At 65.9% G+C, this 19,006-nt stretch carries 9 protein-coding genes; 2 read left to right on the top strand and 7 right to left on the bottom strand.

The features are described 5' to 3' along the window. Window positions 1-2: 2 nt before the first annotated feature. The 6 genes from CH42_RS15025 to CH42_RS15000 form a co-directional block, all read right to left on the bottom strand. Window positions 3-2,561 (bottom strand): glycosyltransferase family 2 protein, encoded by a 2,559-nt coding sequence (locus CH42_RS15025; protein ID WP_053354019.1) that lies wholly within the window; start codon window positions 2,559-2,561, stop codon window positions 3-5. Then, a complete protein-coding gene (gene wecB, locus CH42_RS15020; RefSeq protein ID WP_053354018.1) occupies window positions 2,558-3,643 on the bottom strand; it encodes a non-hydrolyzing UDP-N-acetylglucosamine 2-epimerase in 1,086 nt (361 codons plus the stop codon). Before wecB ends, CH42_RS15025 begins: the two co-directional genes overlap by 4 nt. 11 nt (window positions 3,644-3,654) lie before the next feature. Beyond that, window positions 3,655-5,859: a glycosyltransferase family protein gene (locus CH42_RS15015; protein WP_156322609.1), complete on the bottom strand. Its 2,205-nt coding sequence runs from the start codon at window positions 5,857-5,859 to the stop codon at window positions 3,655-3,657. Between the two features lie 5 nt (window positions 5,860-5,864). Next, the gene (locus CH42_RS15010) at window positions 5,865-6,698 is read right to left on the bottom strand and encodes a hypothetical protein (RefSeq protein WP_053354016.1); all 834 of its coding nucleotides are present in this window, start codon (window positions 6,696-6,698) and stop codon (window positions 5,865-5,867) included. Between the two features lies 1 nt (window position 6,699). After that, complete coding sequence (locus tag CH42_RS15005; protein ID WP_053354015.1) at window positions 6,700-8,556, bottom strand: glycosyltransferase family 2 protein; 1,857 nt, start codon at window positions 8,554-8,556, stop codon at window positions 6,700-6,702. A gap of 143 nt (window positions 8,557-8,699) precedes the next feature. Next, a complete protein-coding gene (locus CH42_RS15000; RefSeq protein WP_053354014.1) occupies window positions 8,700-11,921 on the bottom strand; it encodes a polysaccharide pyruvyl transferase family protein in 3,222 nt (1,073 codons plus the stop codon). A 203-nt stretch (window positions 11,922-12,124) separates the two neighbouring features. Here CH42_RS15000 and CH42_RS14995 point away from each other — a divergent pair, with 203 nt between their 5' ends. Beyond that, entirely contained in the window at window positions 12,125-14,812 is a 2,688-nt protein-coding gene (locus CH42_RS14995) for a bifunctional glycosyltransferase/CDP-glycerol:glycerophosphate glycerophosphotransferase (RefSeq protein WP_075205424.1), read from the top strand. 27 nt (window positions 14,813-14,839) lie between these two features. Here the strand turns inward: CH42_RS14995 and CH42_RS14990 are convergent, their stop codons facing one another. Beyond that, window positions 14,840-16,684 carry an S-layer homology domain-containing protein gene (locus CH42_RS14990; protein WP_082309481.1) on the bottom strand — a complete coding sequence of 615 codons (1,845 nt, stop codon included), beginning with the start codon at window positions 16,682-16,684 and terminating at the stop codon, window positions 14,840-14,842. Between the two features lie 151 nt (window positions 16,685-16,835). Between CH42_RS14990 and CH42_RS14985 the strand changes: the two genes are divergently transcribed. Then, window positions 16,836-18,947: an acyltransferase family protein gene (locus CH42_RS14985; RefSeq protein WP_075205425.1), complete on the top strand. Its 2,112-nt coding sequence runs from the start codon at window positions 16,836-16,838 to the stop codon at window positions 18,945-18,947. The last annotated feature ends 59 nt before the right edge of the window (window positions 18,948-19,006 follow it).

Raw genomic sequence — 19,006 nt, 5'->3', positions numbered from 1 at the left:
GGTCAGCTGAACAGGCGCACTGCGGCGTCGTGCTCAGCGAGCACGTGTGCGGCGATCTCGCGCTGTTCGGCGATCCGTTCGGGGTGCGCACGCAGGTCGGCGAGGGTCGCCACGATCTCTGCGCTGCCGCCGGGCAGGATCGCCGGGCCGTACACGTCTCGATAGCGCTGGGGCGCGCAGACGATCACACCTGAACGCATCGCGTGCCAGACCAGGTCGTGCCGCAGCGAAGCGCGGCGGTCGAACGGGTCGATGATCAGCACATCGGCCCGGTCGAGAACCGCCGTCGCGTCACCTCCGACGGCCTCCCGGAGCAGCGTGACATCGGCTCCCCCGAGGTGCTCGGTGAGCCACCGCTCGTAGGCGCCAGCCTCCGGAGGCAGGCCGAGATTGACGAGGCCGAGACGCAGCCCGGGGCTCGCCTGAGGCACGGTGCGCGCAGCTCCGGCACGCGGAAATACCGCCCGCGTGACGTCAGCACTTCCCGTGGCAGAGAGCGCGGCGTCACCGCCGATCCCAACGACCCACTCGGGGGCGACACCGAATGCGCGCTCGCACGCCGCAGCGACGAGGCCGGCGTCGATCGCGGCCGCCCCGCGATCTTCCAGATTCACTCGGGTCTCCTGCACCACGAGCACCCGACCGACGTCGAGACCGATCTCGTGGGCGTCGGGCAGCAGCAAGAGATACTCCGGATCAGTGACGATCACCGTGTCGATGCGCGTCGCCGCCGCCCACGCCAGCCACTCGGCCCGACCGCTTTCGACCAGCCGCCAGGTCGACTCGCGCACCGGCTCGTGCTTGTGCGAGGTGTGTCGCGGGTGCGCGCCGTTGAGCAGGGCGACCGGCCCCTCCACACGGTCAGAGAGGTGCTCGAGCGCACCGGCCCAATCATCGAAGCGCTCGACCGCCGGGGCCCAGTCGCGCAGCACGGCGACCGCGAATCGCGACCGCGGTTCCGCGCCGGCGATGCGCGCGGGCGCGTGGAACCTGCGCGGCTCGTCGGGGTGGAGCGAGGGCAGATCTGGGTTGCCGTGCGCGTGCCACCCGCGGAACTGCCGTCGATACGCCACGCGGTCTCCGGAGTGCCAGTTGCCCGGCTTGAAGTCGCCGCGCGAGAGCGATCCGGCGGTGAGCTGGGTGAGCCCGAGGTGGTCGGAAAGCTCCGCGATGGAGAGCTCCGGGAGCGCTCGGCGCATGCGCTCCATGAACTCGGTGTCGCCCGCCTTGCGCACGGGGTCGTAGAGCCCGATGCGGCCGACCACGACCTCGCGCCGAAAGAGCAGCGACGAGGTGTTCATGCGCTCGGGCGTGAACCCCGTGACGGTGACCCGCCCGTCGACAGTGACGCGCACCGCACGGCACAGCGTCGCCACCACCTGCCGGGAGTCGAGCAGCGGCGCCAGCTGACGCTCAATGCGACGCGGGTGCGCGAGGTCGTCGGCATCGAGCACCGTGACGTACTCGCCGGAGGCCGCGAGGATGCCCGTATTGCGGGCCCGGTACGCGCCGCCGTTCGTGTCGTGCCGGATCACCCGCACGCGCGTGTCCGAGCGCGCCGCGTCAGCGATTGCGTCGAGCCCGGAGGTCGACGCGTCGTCGACGATCAGGATCTCGAGGTTGCGCCAGGTCTGACGCACGAGCGACTTGATAGTGTGCGCGAACGTTCGGTCGGGGTTGAACGTGGGCACGATCACCGAGACCGTCGGCCCGTCGACGACCCGGTCAGCGACCTCGGGCGCTCGCAGGCTCCCGAAGACCGTGTCGGCTCCTGCGGAATCGAACTCCCACTCCTCCAGCCCCTCGACGCGGGTCAGCTCGGCGAAGCGTTCTCGCCAGGGCGCCGAGAGCGGGGCGCCGGCGAGGTCGAGTCTGGCCGCCCAGAGCGCTTCCGGGTACACGCTCTCGAACGGTGCGAGTCGCTCGACGAGCTCGGCATCTCCCGCCCCGACGGCGGCCTGGAACGCCCACGAGAGCTGCGGCTGGTGCCCAAACGCGTCGACCTCGCCGAGATCGAGCGCCAGGTGCGTTGCCGCGCGTGCGGCATCGATGCGCTCAGCCGAATCGTCGAGCATCATCGCCAAGTACGCGGCCGCAAGGATCTCTTTCACCCACCAGCCGTCGGGCAGTGGGTCGAGTCGCCGGGCGATCAGCGCGCGGCAGAGCCCGGACCAGTCGAGCTGCCCGCGGGACGCACGGCGTGCCAGCAGGTCGAGTGCGGCGGTCGATCGAAATCGTGCGCCAAGCCGCAGCAGCACCCATGGCGAACGTCGAATGGTCGCGGCATAGGCGTAGCGATCGAGCGGTGGTCGCGTCTCGCGCGGCGTGAGCGAGACCGCGAGGTCACGCGCTTGCTCCGCCGCCCGCTGACGCCGCCGCCGCTGCCACCACGCGGCTCCGACGAGTCCGACCGCCACTGCGGCAAGGCCCAGGAACCCGGCAACGATCCAGGCGCGGGCGAACACTGCGACCACGGCGCCGACGATGAGCAGGGCGAGCATCGCGATGCCGAGTCGCCGCTTGGGCAGTCGGGCCGCGATGACGCGCAGGCGATCCCTCATGCCACGCGTTCAGCGATGATGCGCGCAATGCGGCGACCGGCGGCTCCGTCCCAGAGCGGCGGAGTGCGGTGCTCGGCGTCGGCCGAGGCGGCAAGGCGATCCCGCAGCACCGACACCACGGTCTGCGGCGTCACCAGCGTGTTCGTGCCGTCAGAGATCGTCACCGGGCGCTCCGTGTTCGGCCGCAGCGTGAGACAGGGCACCCCGAGCATCGTGGTCTCCTCCTGCACCCCGCCCGAATCGGTGACCACGGCGCGAGCGCCGCGCACGAGACCCATGAACTCCAGGTAGCCCTGCGGCTCGATGATGTGGATGTTCGGCTGCTCGAAGATGCCCGTCGCGGTGAAGGCGCGCACGCCGCGCGGGTGCATCGGCAGCACGACGGGCGCCTTTGCGGCACACTCGATGAGCGCTGACACCAAATCCTGCAGCGCTGTCGGGTCATCGACGTTTGCCGGCCGATGCAGCGTCGCGACCAGGTAGGGGTCGGACGCCTCGAACGGCAGCTCCGCGAACACTGCGCTCGCATCGAAGCGGTCGACGCTCGAGAGGAGCGTGTCGATCATCGGGTTGCCGACGAAGAAGATCCTCTCCTCGGGCACCCCCTCGTGACCGAGGTGCACGTTGGCATCGGGGCTCGTCGTGAAGAGCAGGTCCGAGACCGAATCGGTCAGAATCCGGTTGATCTCCTCGGGCATGGTCCGGTCGAAGCTGCGCAGTCCGGCTTCGACGTGGGCGAGCGCGATGCCGAGCTTCGAGGCGACGAGTGCCGCGGCCAGCGTCGAGTTCACGTCGCCGTACACGACGACGAGCTCGGGCTGGTGCTCGGTGAAGACCTCCTCGAGCGCCACCATGACGGCGGCCGTCTGCGTGGCGTGCGACCCCGAGCCGACGCCGAGCGACAGGTCGGGCTTTCGCAGGTTGAGCTGCCGGAAGAACACGTCGGAGAGCTTGTCGTCGTAGTGCTGACCGGTGTGCACCAGCAACTGATCGACGCCGAGATCGTCGAGCGCGCGCATCACGGGTGCGGCCTTCGGGAAGTTGGGGCGTGCGCCGGTGATGTGAATGACTCGTGCAGACATAGGTGCGCCTTTCAGCTCTCGGAGATCGATCGGAAGAGTCGCGTCCAGCGCGTGTGGACGGCCTCGATGTCGTAGCGCTGGATGAACTGCCGCGCCTCGTCAGCCCGTTCCTGCCAGGTGCCACTTTCGACGGTCTGGATGATGTGCTCTGCGATGCGGCCGATGTCGTCCGGGAAGACGTGCTCGGCGGGATAGGTGCCCGCCGCGCCCTCCCAGTCCCAGATCATCGGGACGGCGCCCGAGGCCATGCCCTCGGCGACGGCCTGGTGTGATCCCTCGTTGGTCGACGGCGAGAGCACCCACCCGACGCGGCGGAACCAGTTGGCCATGTCAGGGCCGAAGCGATCGTGCAGCACGGCGCCGAAGAGCGGGCCGGGCTGCGTGAACTGCTGGAAGAGGTCTTGGTAGTACAGGCGGAAGAACCCGCTCTGATCGAAGTCGCGATACGAGCTCGGCAGCCGGCCGCGCAAGTGCAGCGTGTACCGCTCGTCGTGCGTGCGCAGTTCGCGCAGCAGCGCGATCGCGCGATCCGGACGCTTGCGAATCGGCACGATGCCCGCCATGCCGATGTGGAACTGCGCGTCGCCGGCCTTCGGACGGTCGAAGTCGAGTGCATCGATCGAATTCGGGATCAGGTGCACCCGCTCGGGCGCGATGTCGGTGGCAGCGATGAAGCGCTCACCGATGTGCGGTGCGATGACGACGAACGCGTCGATCGCATCGACGTCGAGCCGCTCCGGCCAGCCGCCGAACATCTCGAACCGGTGCATGCGCACGATGAGCTTCTGGTGTGCGGCCTTGTGCTTCGAGTACCAGACGGCGTTGTTCGTGGCCCACTCGCAGAAGATGACGTCGGCCTCCGCCGCGGCTTCCTGGTCGAGCGCCCCGCGCCCGGCCTTCGGCCCGTCCCACTTGTCGAAGACCAGCTCGATGCCGGGGTCGCGCGACCAGAAGTCGATGAGTTCGCCGAGGAACTTGAAGTCGTGGCCCGCGATGAGCAGCTTGGTCTTCGCACGCGTCTCGCCGAATGCCGTGTGCTTCGCGAACACCCGGGTAATCGATTCACGCAGCTTTTCGGCGCGGCGCGAGAAGCTGTACGCCCGCACGGCATCCTGCGCCTGCCGTCGGGCCCGCTCGATGAGATCGCGATCCGCGTGCATTCGCTCGACCGTCGGCAGCACGTCGACGCCCTCGATGAAGAGCGGATAATCGGCGCCGAGTAGGGCCTCGTGCGACGAGTTGCGACGCAAGAGCGGTGGCGTGCCCGCGGCGGCGTACTCGAGCACCTTCGTCGAGAGCTGACTGCTCATATCGACGCTGATGTCGCGCCAGCTGAGGCCGGCCGCGGCCTGCGATACCCGCTGCACGCTCTCTTCGCGGCCCACGGCGCCGAGCCATTGCACGCCCGGGGTGTGCTCCAGCCCGGCGCGCATGCGGTCGACCCAGTCGGCCTCGCCCGGAGCGTTCATGAATTTGTCGCCCATGAACACGACTTCGACGGGAGCGCCCACCGCGCGGCCGCGCTCGGGCAGCTCGGTCATCTCGAGCGTCTTCCACTCGTACTTGAATTTGCCCGAGTAGACCAGCTCCAGCGGCACCTCCGGGTCGGCGTACGGCTTCAGGTCGAGCGGCAGGAAGGCCGAATCCGGAATCATCGGGTGCATCAGCGCGGTCTTGCCGGCGATCTCGGGGAACTCCGCTTCGAGGAACGAGCGCGCCTCCTCCGTCTGGGTGAAGAAGATGCGCGATTGTTCGGCGACCGCCGAGATCTGCTCGCGCACGCGCGGCGTGAGGTCGGCGGTGTTCTCAGGGATGTTTGTGAGGTAGGAGCACAGCCGTCCGCGCATCGCCTCGATGTCGAGGAACGCCAGGTTCAGCTGCAGATCGCGCACGATGACGAGATCGCATTTGGTCGCGCGCACATAGCGCCGCGCCCGCTCGGCGACCTGCTTGTATGACAGGAGGCCGCCGCGCGATTCGACCTCTTCGATCTCGGGTTCGAGGATCGTGAGCCCTGGTATGCGCACGAGGTCCTGGGTCAGCCGGGATTCGCGATCCTGAATGCGCCCGCGCAGCTGCACCGCGACGTCGAACCCCGCGATCGTGAGTACCTCCGCCAGCGACACAAGCTGCACGACGGCACCGTCGATGAAGTTCGGGTCGACGGCGCTGCAGAGCAGCACCTTGAGCGGTTGCGGTGCGGTCGAGGTGCTCACGGTACTCACTGTGCTCCAGCTCCGGTTCGATGTGCGGCGAGCAGACCGTGCAGACGGTGGAGTTCGCGCAGCGCGGCGGGCGCGGGCGCGCCCTCGATGGTGTCGGGGGTGTCTCCGCTGATGATGAGATGGAAGAAGCGGCGGATCGTCTCGGTGTTCACGCCCACCGGAGTATCGGCGTGGTCGAAGTACACCAGCAGTGCCCCGCTCGCGTCGGCCCAGAGTTTCAGGCGCTCGAGTTCCTGCACGAGCCAGGTGCCGCTCGCATCGATCGCTCGGTCCCACGGGGCCTCGGTGAATGCGGCGGAGTCGCAGAGCACCACCGACACGGTAGCGTCGTCGGCCTGTGCCGTCATCATGCCCGGGATCAGCTGCAGGTCGCTCGCCCACTGCTCGGGGAGGGCCTGATCGACGCGCTCGCGTGCACCGATCACCGCGATGCGGGCGGATCGCACGGCCTCAGGAGTCGCAGCGCTCCAGCGCGCCACGGGCCCGAAGAGCGTCTGCTCCTGTTCACGGTGCGTGCTCGATCCGGGCTGGCGCACGCCGGCAGCACGACCGATCAAAAATTGGGGCGCATCAGTGCCCTCGGCGGATGCCGGGAACCCACCGGTATCGACACGATGCGTCAGGTGCCGCACCGCCTCGATGGCAGCCGCATCCTTCGATTCGAGCCGCTTCCAGATTGCGGCGAGCGCGAGTGCGAGCACGCCGATTGCAGCGGCGGCGGCGAACAGTGCCAGCCATTCCCATCCGACGGCGTGCAGCATGAGCGCGGCGAGCAGCAGCGCCCCCTCGATGCCGATGAAGCCGAGCACGGCTATCTTGCGTTTCGTCACGTTAGCCCTCTTCTTCGATCCAGTTCGGTGCGACGCCGAAGTGCTGCAGGCAGCGCGCGTCGATCTCGTCACGGTGCAGTGCCGCCTCGGGGGTCGCCGACATGTGCGCGGATGGCGAGATGACGCTCACCCTCGACACGCGCGCGCCCGTGAATGCCGCATCGGGCACCGCGAGGAGGTAGGCCGGATCGGTGACCAGGAGGTGCCCGATCTCGGTCTCGCGCGCCCACGGCACCCACTCGGCGTCGCCCGACTCGACCCACTGCCACGTGGAGGTGCGAATGTCATCGCGTCCGGGTCCGCTCGCTCGCGGATGCACGCCCTCGATGAGCCCGACATGGGCATCGGCGAGCCCGGGCAGGCGTCGCACGAGTGACTCGCGGTCGAGCCCCGCAGCCGACTCCGCCCAGTCCTGCAGTACGGCCACCTCGAACCGCGAGTTCGGAACGGCACCGAGGTAGGTCGCCGGGGCCGCGAATGCACGCCCCGCACGGTCAGGGCGCACGAACGCCGCCGGATCCTGCCCCGCTTCGAGTGCCCGGTGCCAACCGCGATACTGATGCAGATACGCGACCCGCTCGCCCGCGAGCCAGACGTAGCGGATGTCGTTGCGCGAGAGCGAGTTCGCGGTGAGTTGCACGATGCTCAGGTGCTTGTTCACCCGGAGCACGCTCTTCGCACCGAAGCGCGCGGTGAGCCGCCCGAGAAACTCGACATCGCCACTCTTGCGCACGTCATCGAAGCGGCCGAGCGCTTCGAGCACCGGGCGGCGGCGAAACAGGAACGCCGAGTAGTTGCGGCGGGCAGTGTAGAAACCGTACATCGTGAGTGCGCCGTCGCCGAACATGCGAATGCCAGCGATCCCGGTGGCCACCGCTTCAGGGTGGTCCATGAGTGGTACCACCTGCAGCTCGATGCGGCGGGGGTGCGACAGGTCGTCGGCGTCGAGCACCGTCACGTACTCGCCCCGAGCCTCCGCGAACCCCGCGTTGCGCGCGGCGTACGCGCCACCGTTCTCCGGCATCCGAATCACCCGAATACGGTCGTCGAGCTCGGCGGCAGCCGCGATGTACGCGATCCCCTCGGTCGAGGTGTCATCTACGATCAGGATCTCCAGGCGCTGCCAAGACTGGCGCACGAGGGACTCGATCGTGGCGATCAGCCCCACGTCTGGGTTGAATGTGGGAACCACGACGGTGACCGTGGGCTGCTCGTGCGCCGGCACGCTGCAGCCGAGCACGTGCGGCGCATGGATGCGCGAGAACACATCGTCGCCGAGCGCCTCCGCATCGAGCGTCCAGGGCTCGAGGCCGTTGCGAATGAACGGTTCGTTAACGATGCGCCACCAGCGTGTGATAGCGCCGCTGCGCAGACCCGTCGCCGCCTCGGGCAGCTCGCGCCACTCGTTCCGTGCCGCATCCGCGCGAGCCGACCACAGCACCCCCGACACCGTCCGCGCAAACGGTTCGAGCTCGGCCAGCAGGCTCTCGTCGCCCGCAATCACTGCAGCCTGGGCGGCCAGCATCCGCAACTCAGGCGGCCACTCGTCAATCGGCGCAGTGCCGAGTGACGAGTGGAGGGTGCGCGTTGCGGCGATGAAGCTTTCGGGTGTCTGGGCGATCACGCACCGCAGGAGAGCCGCAGCGGTGCGCAAGGTCGGATCCGCAGCCGCCTCAGCGCGGCGCTCGACGGCGTGCTGCAGATCGCTCGAGAGTGCCTTTGCTCCGAGACTCACCCAGTCGAGTGCTGGGCGCTCAATACGCGCCACGTACGCGTCGACCGACTGCGACTGGCCACGCCCCGATTGCAGCGCTCGTTCGCCGGAACGCTCGTCGTCCCGTTGCTGCGCACTCCGCACGTCTCCCCCGATTCCACGGTGCGAATTGCCACCGCCGTCACGATTATTGCGGGATCGCTGGCAGATGTCGCGGGGGTTCCACAGAGATGACTGAGTTCAGCGAGTACACCAGAACAGCGGGTGAATTTCGGGTGAACGTGACGCTACTGCTCTCGCCCCCGGCGCAACGCACCGCGCACGCGATCGCGCAGTGCCGCTCCTGGCGGGCGCATGCGGTGCCGCAGGTCGGCGATGAGCGCCTCCGTATCCTTCTGCACGCGTTCCAACGCAGTCACACGTTTCGCGAGCGCATCCGCGCGACGCACTCCCTCGGAGAGCTGGGTCAGACGCTTCGCAACCGCCTCGAGATCTCGGGTGTGCTGGTTCAGCCCCGTCTCATGCCGATCCACCGTGAACAGGTTGTTCATGCGGTACATGTTGGTGCCCTCTTGCGCGACGCGGGCGACCGCGAGGAGGTCGGCGTCGGCGGCATCGCTCCACTCGAAGGCATCCGGAAGTGATGCGTCGCTGCGCAGCGGTTCTCCGGCGTCCACGATGCTGGCTGCAATGCCCGCCCACCATGACCGCTGATACGCCTGCTGCGACTCACCGACCTGCCTGCTGTGCTGGGCGAACTCATCCCGACGTTCCCGCAGCGCCTCGAGCACCCGCGGGCCGAACAGACCCCAGTGCTCGAAGGGAATCGCGAACGATTCCATGCCGAACTGCGAGAGCGCACCGCGCATGCGAAGTGCCGAGTAGTAGCTCGTGACGACGCCGATCGCGGGCACTCCGAGCGCGGCACCGAACACGACCGGGTGGTAGCGGGTCGAGATGCTGAAGCGCGCACCCGCGGTAATGCCGAACACCTCGCGCGCGGAGACCAGCGGCAATGACCGCACCCGGCCAGTGCGAGACCACGCGGCGATGCGGTCGTGGCCGAACTCGTCGTTGTCTTCACCCGACTGCCGGGCCGGGCCGAGCACCCCCATGTGCGGCAGGAGAATCACGTCGACATCGTTCGACTCCACCACGTCGTCGAGCATGCCGGCGAGTGCTCGGTAGTACTCCTCACGCGAAAGCCCCGTGGAGAACGCGTGATACGTGAAGCTGCCGACGACGTAGCGTTCGGGCAGCGATACGCGATCCTGCACCGGCGACGTCAGCTCTGCAGGCGTGAGCAGCAGCGCGTCATCGAGCGTCTGCACGACGACGCCGCGATCCCCCGCCAGCTCGCGCATGAGCGCCGTGGTCGCGCGTTCGCGAGACCCGAAGACCGCGGCGGTCTGCACGATCTCCTGCACCAGCCCGCGGTGCTCAGGCAGCAGATGCGGGCCCACCGTTTGGCTCGAGACGTAGACGGGAATGCCCGCGTGGGCCGCAAGCCGGGTGAGTACCAGGCGCTCGTAAATGTGATGAGCGCCGCTCGAGTTCATGTTGCCCCCGCCGGCGATCACCACCGCAGACGCCTGCAGCACCGCCCTCACCGAAGCGGCGTCAGCGTCTTCGAGCGGAGCTTCGCCGTGAGCTCCCGCAAGGATGGCGTCGGCGCGCTCCTCGCGCGCGGCATCCGTGCGCAGCTTCGCGAATCCGAACACCGGCACCGTGGGCACGCCGTAAAACGCTGCAGAGAGCTCGGGATCGCCCGCGACGAGGGTGACTCCGAGCCCCTGGGCGCGCAGCTGGTCGATGGCGGCTTCCGTCATCGCCTCGTCGCCCAGGTGATAGCGCCCGCGCCAACTCACGTCGCCGATCACGATGACATTGTGCTGCCCCGGATGCGATGCGCGAGCGAGCGAGAGCCGCGCGCGACCATCGGGGTCCGGGTCGATGGTCCACCCGTCAGTGATGACCGCTGCCGCCGCACCCGCATCGGTACCGGCGTGCGGTCGACGCAGTGCGATGACGTTCTCGGTTCCGGCCGCGTCGGTTGCCACGAGCGACAGGTTCCAGGTGCCCGCCTGAGCTCCAGAGCCGTGCTCCGGAAGCGCAATCGCGGCTTCCCAGGTCACGCCTTCAGGAACAACCGTCATATCAACATCGGTCGCAAGCACCTCTGGTGCCGCTGCATCGAGACGCGCGATCGCAGCGTTCGACTCAGCGATCACCCGGAATACCGTGCGGGAATCTGCCAGCACCCCACGGAGATCGGTCGCGGTGCCGCGCAGGCGCAGGCGGGTGGGTTCGTGAACAGTGTCGTCGAGTTCTGCGTCGAGGATTTCAGCTGCGTAGACGAGGGTGGCGTGTGAGGCGATTCTCGCCGCGCGATCCGTGACATCCGAGAGTTCGCGCGCGAGCTCGGTGCGATGCGGTCGCGATTCCGGGCCCCGAGGGGCCCAGAACGTGACGCCGCCATTGGTGTACACGTGCCCGGCGAGGGCGCCGGCCTGCTTGCCGCGCAGCACTGCGCGCACTGCGGAGATGTCGCCTTCAAGGGCCGCGGCGTACAGCGCGCGATCTCCGAGGAATCCGCTGCGGAATGCGTCGAGCGGCGTGCGCTCGAGTCGCGGGCGCACGGTCTCGAGCACCCACTCGCACCAGTCGTCGTCGGCCGTGAGGAAGTCGTTGAGGTAGAACCGCAGATGGTGAGTGAGCGTCTTTCGATGGAATTCGCGCAGCACCGCCAGGCCGCTCGCGGCAAGTGACTGCTCGGCGAGGTCGAGCGCCCGCAGTCGGTCTTCGAGATTCTTCGGCGTCGCACGCTGATTCGTGATCGATTCCCGCTCCTCGCGGGGGTACACGTTCCACTCGTACACCTCGTTCGGTATGAGGGTGATCCCGTTCGCCTGCGCGAGCGTCTCGGCGGAGAACGCCACATCCTCGTAGAACATCCCCTCGGGGAAACGCGCGCCGATGCGCGTGAGGAACTCGCGTGAGTAGAGCTTGTTCGTTGTCAACGTGTCGTGCAGCTGATCCGGAAAATCTGCGAGCGACGCGTCCGTGCGCTCGGCACGATACAGCTCCGGGAACCACGGGCGTCGTTCGCCGCCCTCCCCGAGCATCACGCGCACCAGCTGACCCGACACGATCTCGGAACCGGTGCGGGCCGCCGCCTCGAGCAGTGCAGCGCACGCGCCGGGAGCGAGCACGTCATCTGAACCGAGGAACATGACGTAGCGGCCGCGCGCGCGATCGAGCCCGTCGTTCAGCGGAGCGCCGGGGGCTCCGGCATTCTCGCTGCGGCGATGCGACACGACGCGCGCATCCGATGCGGCGAGCTCACCCGCAACGATGGGGGTGTGATCGGCCGAGTGGTCGTCCGAGATGATGACCTCGATCGAGGCGAGCGACTGATCGAGCACCGACTGCACGGCTGCCGCGAGGTGCACCGCATCGTTGTACGTGACGACGATGACCGAGATGTCCGGTTGCTCCGATTCGCTCATTGCGCGACCTTTCTGCAGAGTCGGCGCCCTCGCGCCCAGCGCACTGCTCAGGCGCCTGAAACCCACGATAGTGCTGACTCGTGCGCCCGAGCTGGCGACCCGTCGAGAGCGCCCAGGCTCGGCGACTCCCCGCGGTTCATTCTGTGTTCAAGTTAGAATTTTTGAGGATCGCCCAGCCGAGCAAGCAACCCAAGGACACGCACGTGACGCACCACGCACCACAGGAAACCGCACAAATCCATACCAACGGCCTCGGGAACGGTGATCACCCCAGCCTCTCTCTGGTGGTTCCTTGCTACAACGTCGCGACGTACCTTCCGGTGCTGCTGCGCAGCCTCGATGCCCAAGACTGCGAACACGGCGCGGTCGAATTGATTTTCGTGAACGACGGATCGCCAGATGACTCGGAGCGCATCGTTGCCGAGTGGATGCGTTCGACCGACTTCCCCGTCGTACTCGCCGTGCAGCCGAACCGTGGGGTCAGCGGTGCGTTGAACCAGGGCACCGACCTCGCTCGGGCCGACTGGGTGAGTTACTCCGGCCCCGACGATGAACTGTCATCGAACTACTTCTCCGAGATTCTGGCGGCGATCGCCGCATCTCCGGAGATCGACATGCACGTCACGCGTATGGTGCGTCTTCGTAGCGATGGCGAGCTCACCCACCACCCGCTCGACTTCCGGTTCGCAAAACTTGAAAGCAACTCGGTTGTCGATCTCCTTGAGACCCCGGAGAAAATTCACCTCCATGCCGGGATGGCAGCATTCCGAGTATCTCGAATTCGCAAGTATGCATTGAGCTTTGACGAGCGTCTACGGCAGGGATTCGAAGACGCCCATTTCATCGCTCGCTATCTCCTGACTCTCGAGACTCCTCGTTACCAGCTGCTGCCGAACGCGCACTATCGATACCGTGCTCGCGAAGGCTCACTCACGTCGGTACTGAATTTCACGAAGTACATCAATGTCATCGAAGTCGCGTACTTCGATCTGCTCGATCGCGTCAATAACGACTGCCCAGCTTGGCTCGGAAGTCTGATTCTTTACGACATGTGGTGGCTTTTCGTTCAGTACACGCAGATACGATCGACCGTTTTCAGCATTTCGGATACTCAGCAGCACCAACTACACGACCTCACTCGCGAAGCACTTCGCCGAGTTGGCTTGCGCAACGTGCAGACCTTCCGAGTTATCAACGTTCCCGTAGACATTCGGACTGCTTGGGAATACGCGGCATCGCCGGAAGGTGTTACCCACGTCGCAATCCTCCGCGAACATGACGAGGTTCGCGGGCTCCAGAAGATCGTGTTCCACTCAGCTGACGCCAAGGCAACAGCCGAAGTCTTCGACGATGGCAAACCTGTTCAGGTGGGCTTCGCGAAAACGCGAGCGGTCCTGTTCTTCGACCAGATATGGATCTACGAACATATTCTCTGGATACGCACCTCAGGCATCGCGCATCGTCTGGAGAATCTGAACGTTCGAGGCACGAGTCCCGGATTGACATTTGCTTTCGGTGAGAAAGCACTCACGGCTCGGAAAGCTGGCCGACTCCTGAAAAAAGTACCGCCTTCGCTCCCCAAGCCAGGTACTCAATCGATGACGCTACGAGACGAGCACGCGCATCGTGCGGCACTTCAGATTGAGAAGACGAAGCGAGACTCTAGAAATCAGCGGCGCCGTCTCGCGCTGGCGTACCGCGTCGGCGGGTACATCGGGCTCCGGAAAAAGTTTGCAGATGCCTGGGTACTTATCGATCGCAACACGCAGGCCAACGATAACGCGGAAGCACTCTACCGCTTCATTGCGAGCGAACGTCCAGACATTAACGCCTGGTTCGTCATTGACCGATCCTCACCTGATTTCGCTCGGCTCCGTGCGGATGGATTTCGCCTCGTCGCCCATGGCAGTTGGCGACACTTCTGCCTCATGAAAGAGGCTCGGGTGCTCACTTCGTCCATGATTGACCAGTACATCGTGCGTCCGTTCCCGAAAGAGTTCTTGCCAAAGACCTGGACGTATTCGTTCTTGCAGCATGGCGTCACCCAGGTTCGACTCCACCGGTGGTGGAACATCAAGAATATTGACCATCTGGTCACCTCCACCCTGGCCGAGCATCAATCGATTGTGGCCGATGGCAGCCCCTACGATCTCTCAGATCGTGAGGTCACCCTCACCGGCATGCCACGTCATGACCGGCTCTTCAGGCTTTCGCAGGAGCGCACGGGCAGTGGTGCGCCGCGTCGAGTGGTCATCATGCCCACATGGCGCAACTATCTTGCGGGGCTCACCGAGGGCGCCGAAAATGCACTTACGGCCGGCTTCTACGAATCGGATTTCGTGCAGAACTGGCTTCGCTTTCTACACAGCGACACCGTCGTAGCGCTCTCGCAACGCACAGATGTCGATGTTGTATTGCTGCCGCACCCGGGAATTGACAAGCATTGGACCGATCTCCAGCTACCCGACGGCATGCGTCGTCTGTCGTATCTCGGCGACGATGTGCAGGAATTGCTCGCGGGAGCCGATGTTGTCGTGACGGACTATTCATCGCAGGCGTTCGAGGGAGCCTTTTGCGGCGCACCGACCCTGTACTTCCAGTTCGACCGTGACACGTTCTTTGCGGGCAACCACATCGGTTCGCCGGGATACTTCGATTACGAGCGCGATGGCTTCGGCCCGGTTCGCGAGACGCTCGACAGCGCCGTCACCGCGCTCCAGCAGTTGGTCGACGACTCCCTCCCGGAGCTCCCCGACTATCGAGATCGAATCGAACGCCTCTACGCCTTCCACGACTCAGGCGCAAGCGCCCGTGTCGTCGCGGCGATCGAAGAGCGCCTCCAGCCGATCACTGCGACTGAAGGACGTTCCGCGCACGCGCTCAGCCACTGAACGCTGAGTGCACGCCGCGGCGTGCACTCAGCGACTGAGACGGTAGATAAACGCTGCCATTGCCTCACGGCTGACCGAGTTCTTCGGGGCGTACACCCGGGTACCGCCCTGGTTGATTCCAGTTGCGTAGCCGCGCGCGTACATCCAGGTGACCTCGTTGTAGAACTTGTCTCCGCGCTGCATGTCGGCAAAGGGCGACTTGGCGGGGCCTGTGTACTTGCCGCCCTGGATGCGGTAAATGAAGGCCGCCATCGCCTCACGACTGACCGAATTCTTCGGAGCGTAGACGAGCACACCGTTCTGCTTGATGCCCGTCGAGTAGCCCTTCGCGTACATCCATGTGATCTCGCGGTAGAACTTGTCACCCGGCTGCACATCAGCAAACGGCGATTTCTTCGGCGCGGTGTAGCTCGCACCCTCCATGCGGTAGAGGAACGCCGCCATCGCCTCACGCGTCACCGCGCCCTTGGGTTGGTAGATGACGCGGCCGTCAGACGTCTTGATGCCAGTTGATAGACCCGTAGAGGCCATCCACTGGATCTCCGTGAAGAACTGGTGACTGGGAGGCACATCCGGGAAGGCCGAATTCGGCGTACCGAACCACGCTTTGTAGAACTGATAGAAGTTGCGGTTACCGTAGCTCGAGCATGCGTCACCCGTGCCCCAACCCGCGTTGAGCGCGGCCTGATTCGGGCGGTACGGCGTGTAGATGTACAGCGCCGCGGTTGCGTAATTCTCGATGTAGACCTGCGACGTGCCGCAGCCCGGGTTCGGGTGCCACTGAATCGTATTCGTGCGGTAGGGCGCGTAGTTGTAGTTGCCAGGGTTGGCCTTATAGACCTTCAGCTGCCAAGCGGCGTAATACACCTGGCTCGGGAACCCGAGATAAGCCGGGTTACAGTTCGCTGAGTAGTTGGGCCCGGTGTCGGGGCAACCGTACCCGGTCGCCACATCGAACTGGCGTGCCGTGGGCCACGTATCCGAGATGAGGCTCTGCTCTTTCTCGAGGGTGATCAGCAGCACCTGCGGGCTAATGCCGCACGCACTGGCGATCTTCGAGATGATCGCTGCAGACGACTGCTGCGACCCACCGGAAACAGCTTTGCAATACGAGTTCGAGGCGCGATTCGACGTCGTCCACTTGGCTCCGTTCAGGCATGACCAGGCGATCGTCGTATTTCCCCAAGCAGAACCTGGTGCACGACCTGGGTCGCCAATTGTGCAGCGGCCGACCTTCTGGTTCAGGAAGGTCTGGATCTGAGATGTCGACATCCCGGAACCGTTGTAGAAGTTCTGATCGGAGACAATGTAGCCGGCGTTGAAGCCGTTCGAGAGTGACGTCGATGCCGCGAGAGAGCGCAGCGAGCGTTCGTTCCCCAAGCTCTCATCGATCGCTTCGTCGGGCAGATCTGATGGGGTCGGCGTGCTCTGCTCGGTCGGCGACGGGGTCGGGTCAGCTTGTGCGTCGGCGTCAGAATCTGTCTGCGCCGCGGCGTCGTCTCCGTCGGCTCCGGCGTCGGCCTCTGCGGCTGAACTCGAGCCGTCTGCTGTCGTGCCGCCCTCGGAGTCGGCCCCGGAGGCGTCGGTATTCGCCTCAGACCCGGCACTCGCATCGGCTTCAGACGAGGTCTCGGCACCACTCGTTGCGGAGCTGTCGGCATTCGCTGAATCGTCAGCAGCAGTTGAGGATCCCGAGGCGTCGGCTGATCCCGCATCGTCTGTATCTGCCGCGGCATCGACGGATACCGTGGGCTCGGGGGTCACCGGGCTCGGGGCAGGGTCGGCGAACGCCGCACCGCCCTGAAAGAGCAGCGCAAACGATAGTGTGACGAGCAGTGCTGCGCGCACTCCCGTTTTCATTCCCCCCGACATGACTTCAACAGTAGGTTGAACTTCGCGATATCGCTACGCGCCTCGCGTGCGCGGCTCCGATCCACCCGACGCCGATTTGCCCCTTCCGCTAGGGTGTGACCGGGGCGATCGCCCGTCACAGCCGAGAAGAATGCACGAACAAACGATGCGAATGCAGACTGAGACCGCCGCTTCACCCCAAGCCACTGACGTCGCCCGATACCGGTATGACATCGACGGGTTGCGCGCGATCGCGGTGCTGCTCGTCGTGGTCTATCACGTCTGGTTCGGCCGCGTCTCTGGTGGCGTCGACGCCTTCCTCATGATTTCCGCGTTCCTGCTGACCGGTTCGCTCATGCGGCGCCTCGAAACGCAGGGTCGCGTACGAGTCGTCTACCAGTGGATCCGCAATTTCAAGCGCATGCTGCCGGCGGCAGCGATCACCATTCTGGCGACGGTGCTGGTGGGGCTCTGGGTGCTCCCCGCCTCGGTGCATGCCGCGCTCTGGAACCACGCTTGGGCCGCGGTCTTCTACGTCGAGAACTGGTTGCTCGCCGCCGAGGCCGTCGACTACTACGCGAACTCCTCACTCGCGAGCCCCCTGCAGCATTTCTGGTCACTCTCGGTGCAGGGTCAAGTGTTCATTCTGTGGCCGCTGCTCTTCCTCGTGATCGCGCTGACCGCGAAGGCGCTGCGCGGCCGAGTGAGCCCGCGACGCATCGGTGCCGTCGTGTTCGGCCTCGTCTTCGCCGTGTCACTCGCCTACTCCGTGTACACGACTTCGACGGAACAGGCGTTCGCCTACTTCAACACTGCAGCGCGTCTGTGGGAGTTCGCCGCCGGGTCGCTCCTCGCCATCGGGCTGCACCGGCTCACACTCCCGGCGATCCCGCGCGCCGTCATCGGATGGGTCGGGTTGGTCGCGCTCGTCGCCTGCGGGCTGGTGCTCGACGTGCGCGGAGGGTTCCCCGGTTACCTCGCCCTGTGGCCCGTGCTCAGCGTGGCTGCGGTCATCGTGTCAGGAGCGGGTGAGGATCGGCGCTTCGGCCCAGCCATGCTCCTCGAACAGCGGCCCGTACTCGCCCTCGGCAAGAGCTCATACGCCCTGTACCTCGTGCACTGGCCGCTGCTCGTCTACGTGCTCGTCGCGCGCGACGGCGAACCGCTGAACTTCGTCGAGGGACTCATCATCATCGCGATCGCGATTACCGCGGCGATGATCCTCACCCGACTCGTCGACGCCCCGCTGCACCGCAGCCCCTGGATCGACCGTTCGAGTTGGCGCGGCTTCGGCATCATTGTGCTCTCGATGGCGCTCGTCGTCGGGCCGGTGTTCGGGCTGCAACGCCAAGCCCAACAGCAGGCGGCAGCCGACCTCGCGGCGATCGAGGCGGCTTCGGCCGATGTGCTCGATCTGCGCAACCCCGGCGCCGCCATACTGTTCGACGATTGGGCCGGCGGTGAGGATCCCGATGCCCCCCGACGCCCACTCGCCTCCGAGGTCGCAACGCAGTGGGGCAGCATGCGTCACGACTGCCGCGACGGCAGCGTGATCGAGCTGCCCGACCCCGTCGAGCTGTGCTGGGACAACGGCATGGACCCCGACGATGCGAAGAAGACCGTGGTCATCGTCGGCAATTCGCACGCGCAGCAGATGCAAGTGCCGTTGGAGGTTGCGGCCGATGCACGAGGTTGGCGAGCGATTTCATTTCTCTACGCCGCCTGCGCATTCGGAGTGCGCGAGGTCGACGAAGATCGTGGCATCTTCTACAGCCAGCAGTGCCACGACTGGAACGACGAGGTGCTGGGACTGATCGAAGAGATTCAGCCCGATGCGGTGATCACGATCGGCACCGAGACGATGCCGACGGATCGCGATGCCGATGCCGACGCCGGCGAGAGCGAGCAGGTGCTCGAGGGCGTCGACACGGCGGTCGAGCGGCTCAGCGAATCAGACATTCCGGTCGTGCTGATCCGCGACAACCCGAGATTCACGTTCAACGCGTATCAGTGCGCGGAACGCTCCACCGACATCGACTCCGGGTGCTCGGTCGCTGAGGGCCAGGCGCTCGCTGCGGAGAATCCGGCCGCAGCCCTCGTCAGCGACAGTGTCGCCACGATCGACCTGAGCCGCTACTACTGCCCCGATGGCATCTGCCCCGCGGTCATCGGCAACGTCAGCGTCTACATCGACGAAAACCATCTCAGCCTCGTCTACACGAAGTCGCTGTCACCGGTGCTCGGTCGAGAACTCGACGCCGCATTCGCCGGCTTCACCGAGTGAGAGTGGGCTGCTCCATTCGGAGCAACCCACCCTCATCGTGATCAACTGACGCGATCAGC

The organism is Leucobacter musarum subsp. musarum (assembly GCF_001273845.1).
In the GTDB taxonomy this organism is placed as follows: Bacteria; Actinomycetota; Actinomycetes; order Actinomycetales; family Microbacteriaceae; genus Leucobacter; species Leucobacter musarum.
Note: the sequence above shows the minus strand (reverse complement) of the source record. Positions and strands in the feature narration are given on the sequence as shown.

What these genes read in the sequence shown, in the direction of transcription:
- CH42_RS14985 (WP_075205425.1), top strand. Translation starts at nt 16,836, where the DNA reads ATGCAGACTGAGACCGCCGCTTCACCCCAAGCCACTGACGTCGCCCGA.
- CH42_RS15025 (WP_053354019.1), bottom strand. Translation starts at nt 2,561, where the DNA reads ATGAGGGATCGCCTGCGCGTCATCGCGGCCCGACTGCCCAAGCGGCGA.
- wecB (WP_053354018.1), bottom strand. Translation starts at nt 3,643, where the DNA reads ATGTCTGCACGAGTCATTCACATCACCGGCGCACGCCCCAACTTCCCG.
- CH42_RS14990 (WP_082309481.1), bottom strand. Translation starts at nt 16,684, where the DNA reads ATGTCGGGGGGAATGAAAACGGGAGTGCGCGCAGCACTGCTCGTCACA.
- CH42_RS15000 (WP_053354014.1), bottom strand. Translation starts at nt 11,921, where the DNA reads ATGAGCGAATCGGAGCAACCGGACATCTCGGTCATCGTCGTCACGTAC.